At 71.8% G+C, this 17,876-nt stretch carries 17 protein-coding genes; 3 read left to right on the top strand and 14 right to left on the bottom strand.

The window, feature by feature from the left end; genetic code table 11:
• Positions 1 to 124: 124 nt before the first annotated feature.
• Entirely contained in the window at positions 125 to 958 is an 834-nt protein-coding gene (locus IAG42_RS27410) for an NAD-dependent epimerase/dehydratase family protein (protein WP_188339623.1), read from the top strand.
• An 86-nt stretch (positions 959 to 1,044) separates the two neighbouring features.
• Here the strand turns inward: IAG42_RS27410 and IAG42_RS27405 are convergent, their stop codons facing one another.
• The 4 genes from IAG42_RS27405 to IAG42_RS27390 form a co-directional block, all read right to left on the bottom strand.
• Positions 1,045 to 2,292: a TerD family protein gene (locus tag IAG42_RS27405; RefSeq protein ID WP_188341640.1), complete on the bottom strand. Its 1,248-nt coding sequence runs from the start codon at positions 2,290 to 2,292 to the stop codon at positions 1,045 to 1,047.
• A gap of 84 nt (positions 2,293 to 2,376) precedes the next feature.
• On the bottom strand, positions 2,377 to 3,963 hold the full coding sequence (locus IAG42_RS27400; protein WP_188339622.1) for a TROVE domain-containing protein: 1,587 nt from the start codon (positions 3,961 to 3,963) through the stop codon (positions 2,377 to 2,379).
• A 368-nt stretch (positions 3,964 to 4,331) separates the two neighbouring features.
• Entirely contained in the window at positions 4,332 to 5,777 is a 1,446-nt protein-coding gene (locus IAG42_RS27395) for an alkaline phosphatase PhoX (RefSeq protein WP_188339621.1), read from the bottom strand.
• 336 nt (positions 5,778 to 6,113) lie between these two features.
• Complete coding sequence (locus tag IAG42_RS27390) at positions 6,114 to 7,547, bottom strand: hypothetical protein (RefSeq protein WP_188339620.1); 1,434 nt, start codon at positions 7,545 to 7,547, stop codon at positions 6,114 to 6,116.
• Between the two features lie 264 nt (positions 7,548 to 7,811).
• On the opposite strand from IAG42_RS27390, the gene IAG42_RS27385 reads away from it, so the two are divergent.
• The gene (locus IAG42_RS27385) at positions 7,812 to 9,629 is read left to right on the top strand and encodes an endonuclease/exonuclease/phosphatase family protein (RefSeq protein WP_394811252.1); all 1,818 of its coding nucleotides are present in this window, start codon (positions 7,812 to 7,814) and stop codon (positions 9,627 to 9,629) included.
• Positions 9,630 to 9,655: 26 nt separating this feature from the next.
• Here the strand turns inward: IAG42_RS27385 and IAG42_RS27380 are convergent, their stop codons facing one another.
• The gene (locus IAG42_RS27380) at positions 9,656 to 9,895 is read right to left on the bottom strand and encodes a hypothetical protein (protein WP_188339619.1); all 240 of its coding nucleotides are present in this window, start codon (positions 9,893 to 9,895) and stop codon (positions 9,656 to 9,658) included.
• Between the two features lie 192 nt (positions 9,896 to 10,087).
• Here IAG42_RS27380 and dapA point away from each other — a divergent pair, with 192 nt between their 5' ends.
• Positions 10,088 to 11,005, top strand: coding sequence for a 4-hydroxy-tetrahydrodipicolinate synthase (dapA, locus tag IAG42_RS27375; protein WP_188339618.1), 918 nt, complete (start codon positions 10,088 to 10,090; stop codon positions 11,003 to 11,005).
• On the opposite strand, the gene IAG42_RS27370 is transcribed toward dapA, so the two are convergent.
• The 9 genes from IAG42_RS27370 to sufC form a co-directional block, all read right to left on the bottom strand.
• Positions 10,992 to 12,212 carry a WD40 repeat domain-containing protein gene (locus IAG42_RS27370; RefSeq protein WP_188339617.1) on the bottom strand — a complete coding sequence of 407 codons (1,221 nt, stop codon included), beginning with the start codon at positions 12,210 to 12,212 and terminating at the stop codon, positions 10,992 to 10,994. The two genes, dapA and IAG42_RS27370, sit on opposite strands and share 14 nt — an antisense overlap.
• Positions 12,209 to 12,787, bottom strand: a complete 579-nt coding sequence (locus tag IAG42_RS27365; protein ID WP_188339616.1) for a SigE family RNA polymerase sigma factor — start codon at positions 12,785 to 12,787, stop codon at positions 12,209 to 12,211. The genes IAG42_RS27370 and IAG42_RS27365 overlap by 4 nt, the downstream gene beginning before the upstream one ends.
• A 190-nt stretch (positions 12,788 to 12,977) precedes the next feature.
• Positions 12,978 to 13,967, bottom strand: coding sequence for a 2,3,4,5-tetrahydropyridine-2,6-dicarboxylate N-succinyltransferase (dapD, locus tag IAG42_RS27360; RefSeq protein ID WP_188339615.1), 990 nt, complete (start codon positions 13,965 to 13,967; stop codon positions 12,978 to 12,980).
• Positions 13,968 to 14,022: 55 nt separating this feature from the next.
• Positions 14,023 to 14,586, bottom strand: a complete 564-nt coding sequence (locus tag IAG42_RS27355) for a TetR/AcrR family transcriptional regulator (RefSeq protein ID WP_188339614.1) — start codon at positions 14,584 to 14,586, stop codon at positions 14,023 to 14,025.
• Positions 14,586 to 14,906 carry a DMT family transporter gene (locus IAG42_RS27350; RefSeq protein WP_188339613.1) on the bottom strand — a complete coding sequence of 107 codons (321 nt, stop codon included), beginning with the start codon at positions 14,904 to 14,906 and terminating at the stop codon, positions 14,586 to 14,588. The genes IAG42_RS27355 and IAG42_RS27350 overlap by 1 nt, the downstream gene beginning before the upstream one ends.
• A 137-nt stretch (positions 14,907 to 15,043) precedes the next feature.
• Positions 15,044 to 15,382 carry a metal-sulfur cluster assembly factor gene (locus IAG42_RS27345; protein ID WP_188339612.1) on the bottom strand — a complete coding sequence of 113 codons (339 nt, stop codon included), beginning with the start codon at positions 15,380 to 15,382 and terminating at the stop codon, positions 15,044 to 15,046.
• On the bottom strand, positions 15,379 to 15,837 hold the full coding sequence (gene sufU, locus IAG42_RS27340) for a Fe-S cluster assembly sulfur transfer protein SufU (RefSeq protein ID WP_188339611.1): 459 nt from the start codon (positions 15,835 to 15,837) through the stop codon (positions 15,379 to 15,381). Before sufU ends, IAG42_RS27345 begins: the two co-directional genes overlap by 4 nt.
• A 16-nt stretch (positions 15,838 to 15,853) precedes the next feature.
• On the bottom strand, positions 15,854 to 17,110 hold the full coding sequence (locus IAG42_RS27335) for a cysteine desulfurase (RefSeq protein ID WP_188339610.1): 1,257 nt from the start codon (positions 17,108 to 17,110) through the stop codon (positions 15,854 to 15,856).
• Positions 17,107 to 17,871: a Fe-S cluster assembly ATPase SufC gene (gene sufC, locus IAG42_RS27330; protein ID WP_188339609.1), complete on the bottom strand. Its 765-nt coding sequence runs from the start codon at positions 17,869 to 17,871 to the stop codon at positions 17,107 to 17,109. Before sufC ends, IAG42_RS27335 begins: the two co-directional genes overlap by 4 nt.
• Positions 17,872 to 17,876: the final 5 nt, after the last annotated feature.

Here is a 17,876-nt window from a genome sequence, read left to right as displayed (position 1 = left end):
GCCGCACAGGGCGGGTCAAGGCGCCGACTCACCCCCTCCCGCACCCTTGACGCCCCCCGCCACCCTCCCTAGCGTGTCCACAAATATGAACTCGACTCACACACATACACGGGAGATCCCGCGCATGGCCGCTCCCCACACGCCCCCCGCGCCCCGCACGATCCTGCTCACCGGCGCCGCCGGCGGCCTCGGCACCCTGATGCGCGGCCTGCTCCCGCAGCACGGTTACGACCTGCGCCTGTTCGACGTGCGCCCCGTCCCGGACGCGCCCGACGCGATCGTCGCGGACCTCAACGACACCGCCGCCCTGCGCGAGGCCGTGCACGGCGTGGACGGCGTCCTCCATCTCGCGGGCATCTCCCTGGAGTCCACGTTCGACAAGATCCTCGAGTCGAACATCCGAGGCACCCAGCGCCTCTACGAAGCGGTCCGCGAGGCGGGCGGGCCCCGCGTCGTGTTCGCCTCCTCCAACCACACCATCGGCTACACCCCGCGCCCGCACGTCGAGGACGGCGCCCCGCTGGTCCCCGTCGACACCCCGCGCCGCCCCGACACCTTCTACGGCCTGTCCAAGTGCTTCGGCGAGGACCTCGCCCAGTACTACTGGGACGAGCACGGCATCGAGACGGTGTCGGTCCGCATCGGCTCCTGCTTCCCGGAACCGACCGACGTCCGCATGCTCTCCCTCTGGATGAGCCCCGCCGACGGCGCCCGCCTCTTCGACGCGGCCCTCACCGCCGAACACGTCGGCCACACCGTCGTCCACGGCTCCTCCGCCAACACCCGCGCCTGGTGGGACCTGACCACCGCCCGCGCCCTCGGCTACGCCCCCCAGGACGACTCCGAGCCCTACGCCGCCAAACTCCTCGCCGCCCAGGGCCCCCTCGACGACACCCTCCCCGCCCACCACCACATCGGCGGCCGCTTCGTCGACGACCCACCGATCTGGCCGCACTGAGACGGGCCGTCTCCCCCCGGGCATGGGGAAGGCCGGACTCCGTCGGAGCCCGGCCTTCCCCGTGCCGTCGCGGCGGTGACGGGTGACTACAACGCCTGAGCCGCCGGCTTGACCATGCCGCGGACCGTGCGGGACTTCACGAAGTCGCCCATCGCGGTCATCTCCCACTCGCCGGAGAACTGCTTGATCAGCTTGGCCATCATCACGCCGGTCTGCGGCTCCGCGTTCGTCAGGTCGAAGCGGACCAGCTCCTCGCCGGTCGCCGCGTCGAGCAGGCGGCAGTAGGCCTTGGCGACCTCGGTGAACTTCTGGCCCGAGAACGAGTTGACCGTGAAGACCAGGCCCGTGACGTCCTGCGGGAGGCGGCCGAGGTCGACGACGATCACCTCGTCGTCGCCGCCGCCCTCACCCGTCAGGTTGTCCCCGGAGTGCTTGATCGCACCGTTCACGATCGAGAGCTTGCCGAAGTAGCAGCTGTCGATGTGGTTGCGCTGCGGGCCGTACGCGATGACGGACGCGTCGAGGTCGATGTCCTTGCCGCGGAACGCGGGCTCCCAGCCGAGGCCCATCTTGACCTGGCTCAGCAGCGGGCGGCCGCCCTTGACGAGGGACACCGTCTGGTTCTTCTGGAGGCTGACCCGGCCCTTGTCCAGGTTGATCTTCCCGGCGCCGGGGGCCGGGGCGGCGGGTGCCGCGGGGGCGGCCGCGGGCGGCGGGGGCGGGGGCGGGGCGATGCGCGGGTCCACCGGCGGGGTGGTCGGCGCGGGCATCGCGGCGGCGGGCGGGGCCGGCGGTGCGACGGGGGCGGCGGCCGGGGGCTGGGGCGCGGGCGGGGCGGCCGGCTCCTCCACGGAGACGCCGAAGTCGGTGGCGATGCCCGCCAGCCCGTTCGCGTACCCCTGGCCCACCGCGCGGGCCTTCCACGCCCCGTTCCGCAGATAGACCTCCATGACGACCAGGGCCGTCTCGGAGCCCAGCTGCGGCGGCGTGAACGTGGCGATGACCGCGCCGTCGTCCGCGCTGCGGATCGTGGCCGTGGGCTCGACGCCCTGGAAGGTCTGGCCCGCGGCGTCCGGGCTCGCGGTGACGACGATCTTCTCGATGCCCGGCGGCACGGCGGCCGTGTCCACCGTGATCGCGTCGGGCGCCGTGCCGCCGCCCGACGTGTACGTCACGCCGGGTCCCGCGGGCTGGTTGTAGAAGATGAAGTCGTCGTCCGAGCGCACCTTGCCGTCTGCGGTGAGCAGCAGGCCCGATACGTCCAGGCGCACGGGGGCCGTGACGTCCACCGTCACGCGCTGCGCCGTGAGCGGGATGTTCGAGCCGGGGGTCATAGCTGTCATGACTGGGGTAACGAGCGGCTCCGCTTTGCCGTTCCCTTACCGAAGGATTTTTCTTCGTCACCCCAGCCACTCGGCCTACGCGGCGGCCTGGACCCAGGGCCAGTCCGCGTCCCGGCCCGCCTCCAGCAGCGACACCATCCGGAACGCCGTGTCGGACAGCCCCCCGAACGTGTGCCGGTTCGGCGCCGACGGAGCGTGACCGGCCCGGTACCCGGCCAGGTTCCACGTGTACACCGGGACGTGCGCCGGCAGGGACTCGCCCGGGTCCCCGTAGTGGCTGTACGTGGCCTGCTCGTCGGTGACGATCAGCACCCGGTCGTGCCCGCGGTAGTGGCGGCGCACCGCCTCCGTCGTGTTCGTCCCGCCGAGGTTCCCGAACCGCCCCAGGATCTTCAGCACGGACTCGCCCGCGCCGTACTTCACGGGCGCGCTGCTCGTGCCGAACTCGACCAGGTCCGCGTCGGCGGCCCGCAGCGCGAGCGCCGTGCCGAAGACCGCGGCCGCGTCCGCCCGGTTGAGCTGCGAGCGGTCGGACAGCGGGCTCCACATCGAGCCGGAGCGGTCCACCAGGATCAGCGTCCGGCCGCGCAGCGACGGCACGTTGGCCAGCGAGTGGCCGAGCGCCCGCTCCAGCGGGTACGCCCAGCGCAGCGACGGCGCGTGCTGGTACGCGGCGAGGTAGCGGAAGGGGAACTGGCGCGAGCGCGCCACCTCGGCCGGGTCCGCGACGCGGGCCGCGACCCCCGCCGCGACCTCGTCCGAGACACCGGCCTCGTCGAAGTTCCGCAGGTTGCGGACGAGCGCCATCGTGCCCATGGACGGGATCACCGCTTCCCAGGCCGCCCGGTCCATCGGACCCTGCAGCCAGCCGGCCAGCGCCTCCCAGGTCATGCCGGCCGCGGCGAGCCGCTCGGCGCCGTCGGGCGCGAGCAGCATGGCGCGCCGCTCGGCGGCCGGCACCGCCATCAGCTCGCGGTGCGCGACCAGGACCGGGCTGGAGGCCGGCGCCTCGGCCGTCTCCGGGTGGTGCCGGCGGTCGAGCGCGTACTGGAAGAGCTCGCCCTGCCCCGGCCGCTCGGGGTCCGGCGCCGCGTGCACCAGGTTCAGGACGTCGCCGAAGCGGTAGCCCTTGGAAGCGGTGTCGTACTTCAGGAGGGCCTTGCCGTGGTACAGGCGGCGGACGGCGTCGGCGACGCCGCGCTTGACCGGCTTGGGCAGGGCGCGGCCGTGGGTCTGCGCCCAGTAGCCGAGCAGTTCGCCGGGCTCGTCGGGGCGGCGCAGCACGGACGCGATCACCTGCCGGTTCGACGGGCCGTCGGTGGCGCCGGCGGCGAGCCGGGCGTGCACGTACTCGGCGGCGCCGACGAGGGACGCGGTGCGCATGTTGCCCTCGCCGCGCAGCCAGCCGAGCAGGCCCGCGGTCCACTCCGGGTCGCTCACGGCGAGCCGGCGCACGAGGTCGGTGAAGCGGTCGTCGCGGGCCGCGCCGTCCTCGTAGAAGGTCTGCTGCGACACGAAGTTGGCGACCGAGAGCAGAAAGAGTTCGGAGCGCTCGTCGCGCTCGGCGCCCCGGCCGCCCTCGTGGGTGCGCAGGACGCGGCCGGTGGTGCGCACCGGGGAACGGAGCGCGGCCTGTACGGACTTGCGGTTGAAACGTGCCATGAGAATTCCCCCGAATTCAGCGAAAGCGCGAAAGCGAGGGAGGCGCAGCGAATGGAGCGTGCCCGAGATCAGAAGTCGGCGACGGAACTGTGCCGGTGCTCTACCGATTGAGCTACCGCAGCCGTGCGAACGACCGCGTGACGGGACTCGAACCCGCAACCCCCGGATTAGGAGAAGTAACCGTTGCCTGCGCACCGGGCACACACCATCTGCTACGCCTCCCGAGATCTTGCCGGCCGCGGTGCTGTCTTCTGGAGAGGAAGTAACCGTGGCCTTCGCACCGGGAGGTGCGGCGTGAGAAAAACTCTAGGGCGGTGTGTGACCGGTCGCCAGGCAATTAAATTCCGGCGCGGAGGAGTTCAGCGGGTTCAGCGCTGACGCTTCCAGGGCCCCGTGATGGCGAGCATGATGCCGGGGGTCTGGATGTTGGCGTAGAGGGTGCGGCCGTCGGGCGAGAAGGTGACGCCGGTGAACTCGCTGTACTCCGGCTCCTCTTCCGTCCCGATGTTCAGGTCGTTGCGCGCGATCGGGTACGTGCGGCCGCGCTCGGTCGCGCCGAACAGGTGCTGGACGCCCTCGCCGTCCTCGGCGATGACGAGGCCGCCGTACGGGGAGACCGTGATGTTGTCCGGGCCGTCGAGGGCGCCGTCCTGGGACGGGTCGGGGTTGACGCCGAGGAGCACCTTCAGGGTGAGGGTGCGGCGCTTGGGGTCGTAGAACCAGACCTGGCCGTCGTGCTGGACGGGGCTCTCGTCACGGGCGAAGGAGGAGACGATGTAGGCGCCGCCGTCGCCCCACCACATGCCTTCGAGCTTGCGGGCGCGGGTGATCTCGCCGTCCTTGAACTGCTTGCGCGTGGAGACGGTCTTCGCGTCGCGGTCGGGGACGTCGACCCAGTCGACGCCGTAGACCGTGCCGGTCTTCGTGGCGCGGGACAGGTCGTCGACGAAGCGGCCGCCGGAGTCGAAGCACTTGAAGGCCTGGAGGACGCCCGCGTCGTCGGCGAGCGTGGCGAGCTTGCCGCGGCCGTGCTTGAAGCCGTGCGGCGGGACCCAGCGGTAGAGCAGGCCGTTGGGCCCGGAGGCGTCCTCGGTGAGGAAGGCGTGGCCGCGCTTGGGGTCGATGACGACGGCCTCGTGGGCGTAGCGGCCGAGGGCCTTGATCGGCTTGGGGGCCTGGTTGGCGCGGCGGTCGTAGGGGTCGACCTCGAAGACGTAGCCGTGGTCCTTGGTGAAGCCGTTCTTGCCGGCCTTGTCCTCGGTCTCCTCGCAGGTCAGCCAGGTGCCCCAGGGGGTGGAGCCGCCCGCGCAGTTGGTGGCGGTGCCGGCGATGCCGACCCATTCGGCGACCTCGCCGCCGCGGCGGACCTCGACGACGGTGCAGCCGCCGGCCGCGGCCGGGTCGTAGACGAGCCCCTCGGTGAGCGGCACCGGGTGCGGCCACTTGTCGCGGGCGCCGGCCAGCTCGTGGTTGTTGACGAGGAGGGTGGTGCCGCGGGGGCCCTCGAAGGTGGCGGTGCCGTCGTGGTTGGACGGCGTGAACTCGCCGGACTCCAGCTTGGTCTTCCCGCTGTAGGTGATGACCTTGTACGAGAATCCGGCCGGCAGCGCGAGGATGCCGGCGGGGTCGGCCCGCAGCGGACCGTACCCGGGGCCGTCGGCCGGACCGTGCCGGTCCGCGTCGGTGACGTCGGCGGTGTCGGTGGCCGCGAGGGCGCCCGGCGCGGTGGCGAGGGCGCCGACGGAACCGGCGAGGGCGACGCCGGCGCCGGTGGCCGCGGAGCGTCGGGCGAAGTCCCTGCGAGTGAGCGACATGGTGGCTGTCTCCTGCGGAGGTGACGGGAGTGGTCGGGGGGTGAGGACCGCGGGGCGTCCCTTTCGAGACACCCGGTTCGGCCACACGCTCCCGCGCCCGCGCGAACACCGGTTGAACTCCGCCCGACGCGCAGGCACCCACTGCCCCGACTTCCGGCGGCGCCGTCCGACCACGCCGCCGCGAGGATCATTCCCGTAAGGGGCGCGAGGAACTGCGCGAAGCAGGACCACAACCCGCGCCCGCCCAGAGAACCCCGCCCTCACGGCGAACGCCCCCAACGCGCAGCCCCACCCGCAAACCCGACCCCCGAGCGGCCCGAGCGCAAGGGCGTCCGCTCAGCCGCCGGAGGCGGACCTCGCCTTGAAGGCGGCCTTGCGGGCCTCCTTGGCGACCTTCTTGTCCGGGTGGAGACGGCCCATCGCCTCCAGGACGTCGGCGGTGGCGGGGTGGTCGACCCGCCAGGCCGCCGCGAAGAAGCCGCTGTGCTGCGCGGCGAGCCCTTCGACGAGGGCCTGCAACTCCTCCGAGTTGCCCTCCAGGGACAGCTGCGCGGCGATCGTGTCGACGGTCAGCCAGAAGACGAGGTCCTCGGACGGCGCGGGCACGTCCGTGGCGCCGTGCTCGGCGAGCCAGACCCGGGCGAGGCCGCCCAACTCCGGGTCCTGGAGGACCTCGCGGAGCGCGGGCTCGGCCTCGGTGCCGACGAGGGACAGGGCCTGCTGGCAGCGCAGCCGGCGCAGCGGGGCGCCCTGGTCGCCGCCGCGTGCGGCGCCGAGCAACTCGCGGGCGGAGGCGAGTGTTTCGCGCCGGGCGAGCCACTGTTCGATCTCGGCCTGGGCGGCGGCCTGCGGGAACGCGGAGGTGCCGTCGAGCAGCGCGTCGGCGCCCTTGTCGGCGAGGTCGCCGACGGCCGGCGCGTCGATTCCGGCCTCCAGCATCCGGGCGCGGATGCCGTGGAGGCCGAGCGGGGTGAGGCGGACCATGCCGTAGCGCGCGATGTCGGACTCGTCGACGGGGGCGGCCGGTTCGTCGGAGTCGATGTCGGCCATGAGGGCCTCGTCCACGGGCTGGAACTCGACGAGGCCGACGGGGGCGAGCATCCGGAACTGGTCGTCGAGGCGCATCATCGCGTCCGACACCTGTTCCAGGACGTCGTCGGTGGGCTCGCCCATGTCGTCGGGGACGATCATCGACGCGGCGAGGGCGGGCAGCGGCACGGGGCCCTCGCCCGCGCCGCCCTCGGTGACGGTCAGCAGGTAGAGGTTGCCGAGGACGCCGTCGAGGAACTCGGCCTCCGCCTCGGGGTCCCAGTCGAGCTGCGAGAAGTCGATCTCGCCGCCCTCCTCCATGGCGTCGACCAGGTCGTCGAGGTCGGGCACGCTCGCGTCGGCCAGCACCGTCTCCAGCGCCGCGCGCCACAGCGCGAGGACGTCCGCGGGTCCGCCGGAGGTGAGGACGCCGAGTTCCTCGCCGACGGTGACGGTGCCCTCTTCCTCGTCGACGATCTCCACCAGGCCGGTGTCGACGGCGACCCGCCACGCCTCGCTCGCGTCGGCGGCGCCGTCCGCGTCGTCGGGCAGGCCGAGTTCGGCGGCCGCGGCGGGCAGCTGCTCGTCGACGAGTTCGCCGCCCGCGCCGACCAGGGTGCCGGGCCCGGCCCAGCGGGCGAGCCGCACCGCGCGCGACAGGAGGGGGGTGGCGAGGGCGTCCCGCGCCAGCTCCGCTTCGGCGGGCAGCCGTACCGGCGGCAGGGTGGAGCTGTCTGACATCGGCTGGTTCTCCTCATGAGCTACGTTGCGACCGCTCAGCCTAGACGGATTTGCACCCTTGCCGCCGGGTTCATCTGCCAGTCGGCTCCCCGACCGCGTGCGGCCACTCACGAAACCTTGACAACTCCCCCGGGCACACAAGAGATTGACGCGCGTAGAAGTCGGACGGCAGTCCGCCCTCGTCCCGGCGCTCGCCACTCGCACGTCCCCGGAGGGATCCCCTTGCCGAGTCAGTCAGCACGCCCCGCGCGCAGCGCGTTGTCCGTGTTCTCCCGTTCGCGGCTCGCCGCGCTCGCCGTCGTCACCGCCTGCGGTGCGGCCGGCACCGTCCTCGCGGTGTCGCCCGCCCACGCCGACACCGTCGCCATCCACGACATCCAGGGCTCCACCCGGCTCTCCCCGCTCGCGGGGCAGCAGGTCGCGGATGTCGCGGGCGTCGTGACGGGGGTGCGCAACTACGGCTCGGTCAAGGGCTTCTGGTTCGAGGACACGGCGCCGGACGCCGACCCGGCCACGAGTGAGGGCGTGTTCGTCTTCACCGGTTCCGCCCCGACCGTGAAGACGGGCGACGCGGTCAAGGTGTCCGGCACGGTCTCCGAGTACGTCCCGGGCGGCGCCTCGTCGGGCAACCAGTCGCTGACCGAGATAACCAAGCCGACGGTCACCGTCGTCTCGTCCGGCAACGCGGTGCCGGTCACCACGATCGACTCCCGTTCGGTCCCGGCCGCGTACGCGCCCGCGGGCGACCCGGCCGCGCAGGGCTCGGTCAACGGCCTGCCGCTCCGGCCGCGCGCCTACGCCCTGGACTACTACGAGTCCCTGGAGGGCCAGAACGTACGGATCGGCTCCTCGCGCGTCGTCACGGCGACCGACCCGCACACCGAGCTGTGGGTCACGGTGCGGCCGCGCGAGAACCGGACCGAGCGCGGCGGCTCCCGTTACGGCTCCTACGCCTCGCAGAACGGTGGCCGGCTGCAGATCCAGTCCCTGGGCGCGGTCGCCGACTTCCCGAAGGCCGATGTCGGCGACACCCTCGCGGGCACGACCGAGGGCCCCCTGGACTTCAACCAGTACGGCGGTTACACGCTGGTCGCGCGGGAGCTCGGCACCCTGGAGCAGGGCGGCCTGGAGCGCGAGACGACCCGTGCGCAGAAGTCCGGCGAGCTGGCCGTGGCCACGTACAACGTGGAGAACCTGGACCCCTCGGACGGCACGTTCGCCGCGCACGCGGCGGCGATCGTCGACCACCTGCAGGCGCCGGACATCGTGTCCCTGGAGGAGATCCAGGACAACGACGGCGCGAAGAACAGCGGCACGGTCGCCTCCGACGTGACGGTGAACAAGCTGATCGACGCGATCGTCGCGGCGGGCGGCCCGCGCTACGAGTGGCGCGGCATCGACCCGGTCGACGGCCAGGACGGCGGCGAGCCGGGTGGCAACATCCGCCAGGTGTTCCTGTTCAACCCGGACCGGGTGTCGTTCACCGACCGCGCCGGCGGCGACGCGACGACCCCGGTCGGCGTGGTGCGCACGGAGCGGGGCGAGCCGGCGCTGACCGCGTCCCCGGGCCGGATCGACCCCGCGTCCACCGCGTGGAAGAGCAGCCGCAAGCCGCTGGCCGGGGAGTTCGTCTTCCGCGGGAAGACGGTCTTCGTGATCGCCAACCACTTCGCGTCCAAGGGCGGTGACCAGGCGCTGGCCTCGCAGTACCAGCCGCCGACGCGCAGCTCGGAGACGCAGCGGCACGCGCAGGCCGAGGAGGTCAACGCGTTCGTGAAGGACATCCTGAAGGTGCGGCGGGACGCGGACGTGATCGCGCTCGGCGACATCAACGACTTCGAGTTCTCCGGGACCGCGCAGCGTCTGGAGGCGGACGGCGCGCTGTGGTCGGCCATCAAGTCGCTGCCCAAGAAGGAGCGTTACACCTACGACTACCAGGGCAACAGCCAGGTTCTGGACCAGATCCTGGTGAGCCCGTCGATCCGCAAGGGCCCGTTCGCGTACGACAGCGTGCACATCAACAGCGAGTTCCACGACCAGATCAGCGACCACGACCCGCAGGTGCTGCGTCTGCGCCCGTGAGCGCGCGGGTACGTGAGCGTGAGCGGTCAGTCGGCCGGCCGGCCCGCGAGGTCGGCCGGCCGTCCGGCCGCCGTGAGCAGCGCGTACTCGTCGGCCACGACGGCTTCGGCCACGGCGACGGCGCGCTGCCCCGCGAGGCGGAGCCCGGCATGGGAGTAGGGCGGGGGCGAGGGGCGTCGGCGGCGCCACCACGCGTCGGCCGCCGCGTAGATCCCGCTCGCGCACATCACGGCGGGCATGGCCAGGGCCAGCACCACGTCTCGCACCACTCACTCCTAGTGAACCGTCCGGCACTCTCTGTGCGGTTCATCGGATTCAGGATGGTCCGACTGAAGGAAAACCGGCCCCGCTCAGGTGTCCGGTCCGTACGCCGTCCCGGCCATCCTTCAGCGCTGCTCCGCTTCATGTCTTAGCAGATTTAAGTGGAGCTTCACGGTCGGGCGGCCGACACTCCCTGCATGAGCGACGACACCGTCTTTCCCGCCTCCCCGTTCGGCCGCGTCCTGTGCGCGATGGTCACCCCGTTCACCGAGGACGGTGGCGCCGTGGACCTGGACGCCGCCCAGCGGCTCGCCGACCGGCTCGTCACCGAGGGCTGCGAGGGCCTCGTCCTGTCCGGGACGACCGGCGAGTCCCCCACCACGTCGGACGCCGAGAAGACCTCCCTGGTGCGGGCGGTGCGCGAGGCGGTCGCCGGGCGCGCGCACGTGCTCACCGGCATCGGCACGGCCGACACCGCGCACAGCGCCGAGCTGGCCCGCGCGGCCGAACGGGCCGGTGCGGACGGCCTGTTGGCGGTCACCCCGTACTACAGCCGGCCGCCGCAGGAAGCCGTCGAGGCCCACTTCCGCACGCTCGCCGACGCGAGCGGGCTGCCGGTGATGCTCTACGACATCCCCGGCCGCACCGGCACCCGCATCGAGCCCGCGACGATGATCGCGCTCGCGGCTCATCCCCGCGTCGTCGCCGTGAAGGACTGCGCCTACGACCTCCTCGGCACCCAGAAGGTCATGGCGGCCACCGATCTGGCGTACTACACGGGCTGCGACGAGTACGTGCTGGCGCTGCGCGCCCTGGGCGGCGCGGGCTGCGTCTCGACGGTGGCGAACGTCGTCCCGGCCGCCTTCCGCGCGATCGTCGACGCCTTCGACGCGGGCGACACGGCGGGGGCCGCGAGGCTCCAGCGCGAGGTGCTCCCGCTGACGGACGCGATGATGAACGCGGGCCTGCCCGGCTCCGTCACCGCGAAGGCCCTGCTCGGCGCCCTGGGCCTGCCCGGTGGCGGCCCGGTCCGCGCCCCGCTGCTGCCCGCCGGCCGCGAGGCGGCCGGCGGACTGCTGGCGGCGTACCGGACCCCCCTGGTCACCGCGTGGTGAACTCCGGGATCCAGCGGCCCGGATACTCGGCGGACGCCTTGCGGAAGTCGCTGAGCGGGACGACCTCGCGGCTGCCGAGGGTGACGAGGAGCAGCTGATTGCGGAACTCGCCCTTGCCGGCGCACTTCTTGGGATCGCAGCCCCACGCAATGAGCCGCTTGTCGTCGGCCCAGGCGAGCAACTGCTGCGCGGGCAGCTTCGCGACCTGTTTGCCGGTCCTGGCGTCGTTCACCGCCACGGCGATCTCCTTGCCGCGCCCGGCGAAGTCCCCGGCGACGAGCTTGCCGCTCGGCGAGATTCCCGCCTGGACGTACCACTGGGCGTGGCGCTCCTCGGGCGGCACCGGTGCCTTGCGGCCCTTGAGGTCGAAGTACTGCTCGGGCACCCCGCCCGTCATGACGCCGGCGTGCACGAGCCTGCCGGTGGGGTTGAACGAGAAGTCCTGCCGGGAGTTGGTGTCCTCGTTGTCGGTCACCTTGTGCCAGTCGCTGTGTCCGGTCGCGACGTCGACGACCGCGAAACCGGTCCGGGACGAATCCATGTCGGGGCCCGGCATCGTCTTGCCGTCGCCGTAGTCGACCACGTTGCGCTTGTAGAGGGCGTCGGGGTCCTTCGCGTACGTCGTCGCGACGAGCTTGCTGCCGTCGGGCGAGAACTGGAGCCCGGCGGCCCCCTGCGCGAGGGGGATCCACCGCTTCACCTTGTTCGTCGCGAGGTCGAGCAGCCCGATGCGCTCGGCGGGCAGGTTCTTCTCCAGGACGGCGGCGGTGCGCAGCCCTGGAGCGACGGTGAGCCAGGACCAGCGGGTGGTCTTGCGGTACGTCTTCGTGGTCGGGTCGAGGACGCCGTAGGTGCGGCTCAGGCGCCCGTCCCCGTTGTCGAAGACGACCTGCCGGATCGTCGAGAAGGAGGCCAGGGCGACCCGTCCGGCCGCGATGGCGTCCTTGGGCGGCGACTGGTCGGGGTGCGCGATGACGTCCTCGGAGCCGATGACCCCGGCGGGCCTGACGTCCTGGTCGCCGGCGTACCGGGGCACCAGGACGGCGCCGAGGACCACGGCGGTGACGGTCGCGGCGCCGGCCGCGACGGTGCGGGTGCGGCGCCTGCGCCGGGCGGCGAGCACCCGGTCGGCGAGATCCGCGGGCGCGGGGACCACTGCGGCGGCCTGCTCGTGCAGCGCGTCCTTGATCACTTCGTCCAGGTTCACGGGCGCACCTCCACGGGCGAGTAGTCACGGGACGGCGGCTGCTCGGCACCGGACGCGCCGAGCAGGGCCAGCTCGGGCGCGAGGGCGCGCAGCCGGGCCAGGGAGCGGTGGGTGGTGGAGCGCACGGTGCCGACGGAGCAGCCGAGCTGCCGGGCCACGTCGGCCTCGGGCAGGTCCTCGAAGTAGCGCAGGACCAGGACGGTGCGCTGGCGCGGGGTCAGCCGGGAGAGCGCGGCGCTCAGGACGATCCGCAGCTCGGCCGACGCGGTGCCGCCGTCGCCGGCCGCGGGCGCGTCCGGCACCTCCCCGTAACTCACCTCGCGGCGGGGCCATTTGAGCCGCCATCTGCTGATCTGCTGCCGGTAGAGGACCTGGCGCACGTACGCCTCCGGGTCGTCCACCTTGTTCCAGCGCCCGGCGACCTTGATGAGCGCGTTCTGCAGCAGGTCCTCGCCGGCGTGCCGGTCGCCCCCGCTGAGCAGGACGGCGGTCTTCAGCAGCGCGGACGAACGGTTCGCCACGAACTCCCGGAAACTCTCCGCGCCGCGGCGGTCCGGGTCTCTGCCTGCGTCCATCGTCACCTTCACTTCCCCACCCATGTGGTGCCTCTGCCCTTGATGACGACCGCGACCGCTCCCCGCTATGCCCCTGCCGGGAAAACTCTTCCGAGAAGTTTTCGAGGGGCCGCGCGGGGCACTCGCCCACGACACACGGCGGCCCGCGCCGAGTCCCGGCGCGGGCCGCTGTGGTTCAGGCGTGACGGTGTCAGTTGTGGCTGTGCAGGACCTCGTTGAGGCCGCCCCACACCGCGTTGTTCGGGCGGGCCTCGACGGCGCCGGTGACCGAGTTGCGGCGGAAGAGGATGTTCGAGGCGCCGGACAGGTCGCGGGCCTTGACGATCTCGCCGTCGGGCATGGTGACGCGGGTGCCGGCCGTGACGTACAGGCCGGCCTCCACGACGCACTCGTCGCCGAGCGCGATGCCGACGCCGGCCTCGGCGCCGACGAGGCAGCGCTCGCCGATGGTGATGCGGACGTTGCCGCCGCCGGAGAGGGTGCCCATCGTGGAGGCGCCGCCGCCGATGTCGGAGCCGTCGCCGACGACGACGCCGGCGGAGATGCGGCCCTCGACCATCGAGGTGCCGAGGGTGCCCGCGTTGAAGTTCACGAAGCCCTCGTGCATGACGGTCGTGCCCTCGGCGAGGTGCGCGCCGAGGCGGACGCGGTCGGCGTCGGCGATGCGCACGCCCTTGGGGGCGACGTAGTCGGTCATGCGGGGGAACTTGTCGATGCTGGTCACGGCGAGGTGCAGGCCCTCGGCGCGGGCGTTGAGGCGGACCTTCTCGACGTCGTCGACGGCGACCGGGCCGAGCGAGGTCCAGGCCACGTTGGCCAGCAGGCCGAAGAGGCCGTCGAGGCTCTGGCCGTGCGGCTTGACGAGGCGGTGGCTGAGCAGGTGCAGGCGCAGGTACGCGTCGTGCGCGTCCAGCGGCTTGTCGTCGAGGGAGGAGACGACCGTGCGCACGGCCACGACCTCGACACCGCGGCGGGCGTCGGGCCCGATCGCCTTCGCGGCGCCCTCGCCGAGGAGTTCGACGGCCTGCTCGGCGGTCAGCCGCTCGGTGCCGGCCGGGCCGGGCTCGGCGACCAGCTCGGGAGCGGGGAACCAGGTGTCGAGAACGGTGCCGTCGGTGGTGACGGTGGCGAGGCCTGCGGCGACGGCGCCGGTGGTACGCGTAGCAGTCGTGTCGGTCATGGGCCCCAACTTAATCGGCGCGGCCCCGCGGAGGCGAACCGGTGCCCCGCCCGTCTCAGCTGCCGGGCGCACCGGCGGCACGGGGCGGAATGAGCCGGTCCAGCATCGTGCGCGCGAAGCCCGCGTCGTAGGTCCCGTCGGTCAGCAGGACCTGGAGGCAGATCCCGTCCATGAGGGCGACGAGGGCGCGGGCCGTGACGGGGTCGGTCCGTTCGGCGATGACCTCGGCGAGGCCCGTGCACCACTCGGCGGCGACGGGGCGCAGGGCGGGGCGGCGCAGGGCCGCGAGGTACAGCTCGTACTCGAGCTCGACGCCGACCCGGTCGCCGGCGAGCCAGTCGCCGAGGACGTCGGCGAGTTCCGCGGCGAGGTCGGTGCGCGGGTCCTGGAAGGCGCCGTGCGTGGCGACGACCTTGGCGAAGCCCTCGTTGGCCTGCCGCAGGGCGGCGACGAGCAGCTCGTCGAGGGTGCGGAAGTGGTACGTCGTCGAGCCGAGCGGTACGTCGGCCTCGGCGGCGACGGTGCGGTGGCTGAGCCCGGCGATGCCCTTGGCGCCGACGACCCGGATCGCGGCGTCGATGATGCGCTGGCGGCGCTCGGGGTCGTAGCGGCGGGCCATCAGTGCGCCCCGCCCAGATTGAGCAGCACGACCCCGCCGATGACGAGGGCGATCCCGGCGACCTTCGCCGCGGTCAGTCCCTCGCCGAGGAAGATCATGCCGATCGCGGCGATGACGGCCGTGCCGACGCCGGCCCAGATCGCGTACGCGGTGCCGATCTGGACGGTCTTGAGCGTCTGCGCGAGCAGCGCGAACGCGACGACGTATCCGGTGACGGTGATGAGCGAGGGCCAGAGCCTGCTGAACCCTTCGCTGTACTTCATGGCCGTCGTGGCGGCCACTTCGGCGGCTATCGCGCCGGCGAGCAGTACGTAACCCATGTGTACGAGGGTACACATCGTTGCGTACGCCCGTACACATGATGTGCCGGAAAACGCCGGGCGGGCCCGGCTCCCCTCACAGGGAACCGGGCCCGCCCGGAAAGCACGTACACGTACGGATCAGGCGCCGAAGCCGATCAGACGTTGAAGCCGAGCGCGCGCAGCTGCTCGCGGCCCTCGTCGGTGATCTTGTCCGGGCCCCACGGCGGCATCCAGACCCAGTTGATCCGGAGCTCGCTGACGATGCCGTCGGTGGCGGACTTCGCCTGGTCCTCGATGACGTCGGTCAGCGGGCAGGCCGCGGACGTCAGCGTCATGTCGATCGTCGCGATGTTCGCGTCGTCGATGTGGATGCCGTAGATGAGGCCCAGGTTGACCACGTCGATGCCCAGCTCGGGGTCGACGACGTCGTACAGGGCTTCCTTGACCTCCTCCTCGGAGGCCGGCTTCATCTCCACAGCCGTGTTGTCACTCATGCGGTCTTCGCCTCCTCCGCGAAGGCCTGGGCCGTCGCGTCCTTCCACGCCATCCAGCTCAGGAGGGCGCACTTGACCCGGGCGGGGTACTTGGAGACCCCGGCGAACGCGACCGCGTCCTCCAGGAGCTCCTCCATCGTGTCGTCCGGCTCGATCTGTCCCTTGGACTGCATCAGCTCCAGGAAGGTCTCCTGGATCTTCCGCGCGTCCGCGAGCTCCTTGCCGACCAGCAGGTCGTTCAGCACCGAGGCCGAGGCCTGGCTGATGGAGCAGCCCTGGCCCTCGTAGCTGACGTCCTCGATGGTCTCGCCCGCGTACTTCACGCGCAGGGTGATCTCGTCGCCGCACGTCGGGTTGACGTGGTGCACCTCGGCGTCGCCATCCCGAAGACCGCGCCCGTGCGGGTGCTTGTAGTGGTCCAGGATGACTTCCTGGTACATCGAATCCAGCTTCACGTTCCCAGCCAGCCCCTCAGCCGAAGAAGTTCCGTACGTGCTCCAGGCCGTCGACCAGAGCGTCGATCTCGCCGGGCGTGGAGTACAGATAGAACGACGCTCGCGTGGTCGCAGGAATTCCGTACCGCAGGCAGACCGGCCGCGCGCAGTGGTGGCCGACCCGGACCGCGATGCCCTGCTCGTCGAGGACCTGGCCCACGTCGTGCGGGTGGATGTCGCCGAGCGTGAAGGAGATCGCGGCGGCCCGGTCCTCGGCCGTGGCCGGACCGATGATCCGCAGGTCGGGAACCTCCTGCAGCCGCTTCACCGCGTACTCGGTGAGCGCCTGCTCGTGGCGCAGGATCTTGTCCATGCCGATCGAGTTCAGGTAGTCGATCGCCGCGCCCAGGCCGATGGCCTGGGAGATCGGCGGCGTGCCCGCCTCGAACTTGTGCGGCGCCGGCGCGTACGTCGACGAGTGCATCGACACGGTCTCGATCATCTCGCCGCCGCCGAGGAACGGCGGCAGGTCCTCGAGCAGCTCCTGGCGGCCCCAGAGCACGCCGATGCCGGTCGGGCCGCACATCTTGTGGCCGGTGAAGGCCACGAAGTCGGCCTGGAGCGCCTGCACGTCGAGCGGCATGTGCGGCGCGGCCTGCGAGGCGTCGATGAGGACCAGCGCGCCCACCTCCTGGGCACGGCGCACGATGGCCTCGACCGGGTTGTGGGTGCCCAGGATGTTCGACACGAGCACGAAGGAGACGATCTTCGTCTTCTCGGTGATGACCTCGTCGATGTTGCTCAGGTCGAGACGGCCGTCGTCCGTCAGACCGAACCACTTCAGCTTCGCGCCGGTGCGCTGCGAGAGCAGCTGCCACGGAACGATGTTGGAGTGGTGCTCCATCTCCGTGATCACGATCTCGGTCTCGTGATCGACCTTGTACGGCTCGTCGGCCCAGCCCAGCATGTTGGCGACGAGGTTGAGCGACTCCGAGGCGTTCTTCGTGAAGATGACCTCGTCGCGGCTCGGCGCGTTGATGAACGCGGCGACCTTGTCGCGCGCGCCCTCGTACAGCGCCGTGGCCTCCTCGGCCAGCACGTGCACGCCCCGGTGGACGTTGGCGTTGTGCTGCTCGTAGTACTCGGTCAGGACGTCGAGGACCTGGCGCGGCGTCTGGCTGGTCGCCGCGTTGTCCAGGTACACGAGCTTCTTGCCGTCGTGGAGCACCCGGTCGAGGATCGGGAAGTCCTTGCGGATCGCCTCGGTGTCGAGGAGGCCCGGCAGCTGTGTCACGCGGATACGCCACCCTTCACGTACTTGTCGTAGCCCTCGGCCTCGAGCTGGTCGGCGAGCTCGGCGCCACCGGACTCGACGATGCGGCCGCCCGCGAAGACGTGGACGTGGTCCGGCTTGATGTAGCGCAGGATGCGCGTGTAGTGCGTCACCAGGAGGGTGCCGACCTCGCCGTTCTCACGGACGCGGTTGATGCCCTCGGAGACGATGCGCAGGGCGTCGACGTCGAGGCCGGAGTCGGTCTCGTCGAGGACGGCGATCTTCGGCTTGAGCAGCTCGAGCTGGAGGATCTCGTGGCGCTTCTTCTCACCGCCGGAGAAGCCCTCGTTCACGTTGCGCTCGGCGAAGGAGGGGTCCATCTGGAGACGCTCCATGGCCTCCTTGACCTCCTTCACCCAGGTGCGCAGCTTGGGGGCCTCGCCGCGGATGGCGGTGGCGGAGGTGCGCAGGAAGTTGCTCACCGACACGCCCGGGACCTCGACCGGGTACTGCATGGCGAGGAACAGGCCGGCGCGGGCGCGCTCGTCGACGGACATCTCGAGGACGTCCTCGCCGTCGAGGGTGACGGTGCCGCCGGTGATCGTGTACTTCGGGTGACCCGCGAGGGAGTAGGCGAGGGTCGACTTGCCGGAGCCGTTCGGGCCCATGATGGCGTGCGTCTCGCCCTGCTTCACGGTGAGGTCGACGCCCTTGAGGATCTCCTTCGTGGCGTTGTCGGCCTCGACGGTGACGTGCAGGTCTCGGATTTCAAGCGTTGCCATGGGTG

Source organism: Streptomyces xanthii (genome assembly GCF_014621695.1).
GTDB lineage: Bacteria > Actinomycetota > Actinomycetes > Streptomycetales > Streptomycetaceae > Streptomyces > Streptomyces xanthii.
Note: the sequence above shows the minus strand (reverse complement) of the source record. Positions and strands in the feature narration are given on the sequence as shown.

Excerpts from the sequence above, each read along its gene's own strand:
- dapA (WP_188339618.1), top strand. The coding sequence starts at position 10,088 with ATGAGCGACGACACCGTCTTTCCCGCCTCCCCGTTCGGCCGCGTCCTG.
- sufC (WP_188339609.1), bottom strand. The coding sequence starts at position 17,871 with ATGGCAACGCTTGAAATCCGAGACCTGCACGTCACCGTCGAGGCCGAC.
- IAG42_RS27410 (WP_188339623.1), top strand. The coding sequence starts at position 125 with ATGGCCGCTCCCCACACGCCCCCCGCGCCCCGCACGATCCTGCTCACC.
- IAG42_RS27400 (WP_188339622.1), bottom strand. The coding sequence starts at position 3,963 with ATGGCACGTTTCAACCGCAAGTCCGTACAGGCCGCGCTCCGTTCCCCG.
- IAG42_RS27390 (WP_188339620.1), bottom strand. The coding sequence starts at position 7,547 with ATGTCAGACAGCTCCACCCTGCCGCCGGTACGGCTGCCCGCCGAAGCG.
- IAG42_RS27395 (WP_188339621.1), bottom strand. The coding sequence starts at position 5,777 with ATGTCGCTCACTCGCAGGGACTTCGCCCGACGCTCCGCGGCCACCGGC.
- IAG42_RS27405 (WP_188341640.1), bottom strand. The coding sequence starts at position 2,292 with ATGACCCCCGGCTCGAACATCCCGCTCACGGCGCAGCGCGTGACGGTG.
- IAG42_RS27355 (WP_188339614.1), bottom strand. The coding sequence starts at position 14,586 with ATGGCCCGCCGCTACGACCCCGAGCGCCGCCAGCGCATCATCGACGCC.
- IAG42_RS27365 (WP_188339616.1), bottom strand. The coding sequence starts at position 12,787 with ATGGACGCAGGCAGAGACCCGGACCGCCGCGGCGCGGAGAGTTTCCGG.
- IAG42_RS27345 (WP_188339612.1), bottom strand. The coding sequence starts at position 15,382 with ATGAGTGACAACACGGCTGTGGAGATGAAGCCGGCCTCCGAGGAGGAG.
- IAG42_RS27350 (WP_188339613.1), bottom strand. The coding sequence starts at position 14,906 with ATGGGTTACGTACTGCTCGCCGGCGCGATAGCCGCCGAAGTGGCCGCC.
- dapD (WP_188339615.1), bottom strand. The coding sequence starts at position 13,967 with ATGACCGACACGACTGCTACGCGTACCACCGGCGCCGTCGCCGCAGGC.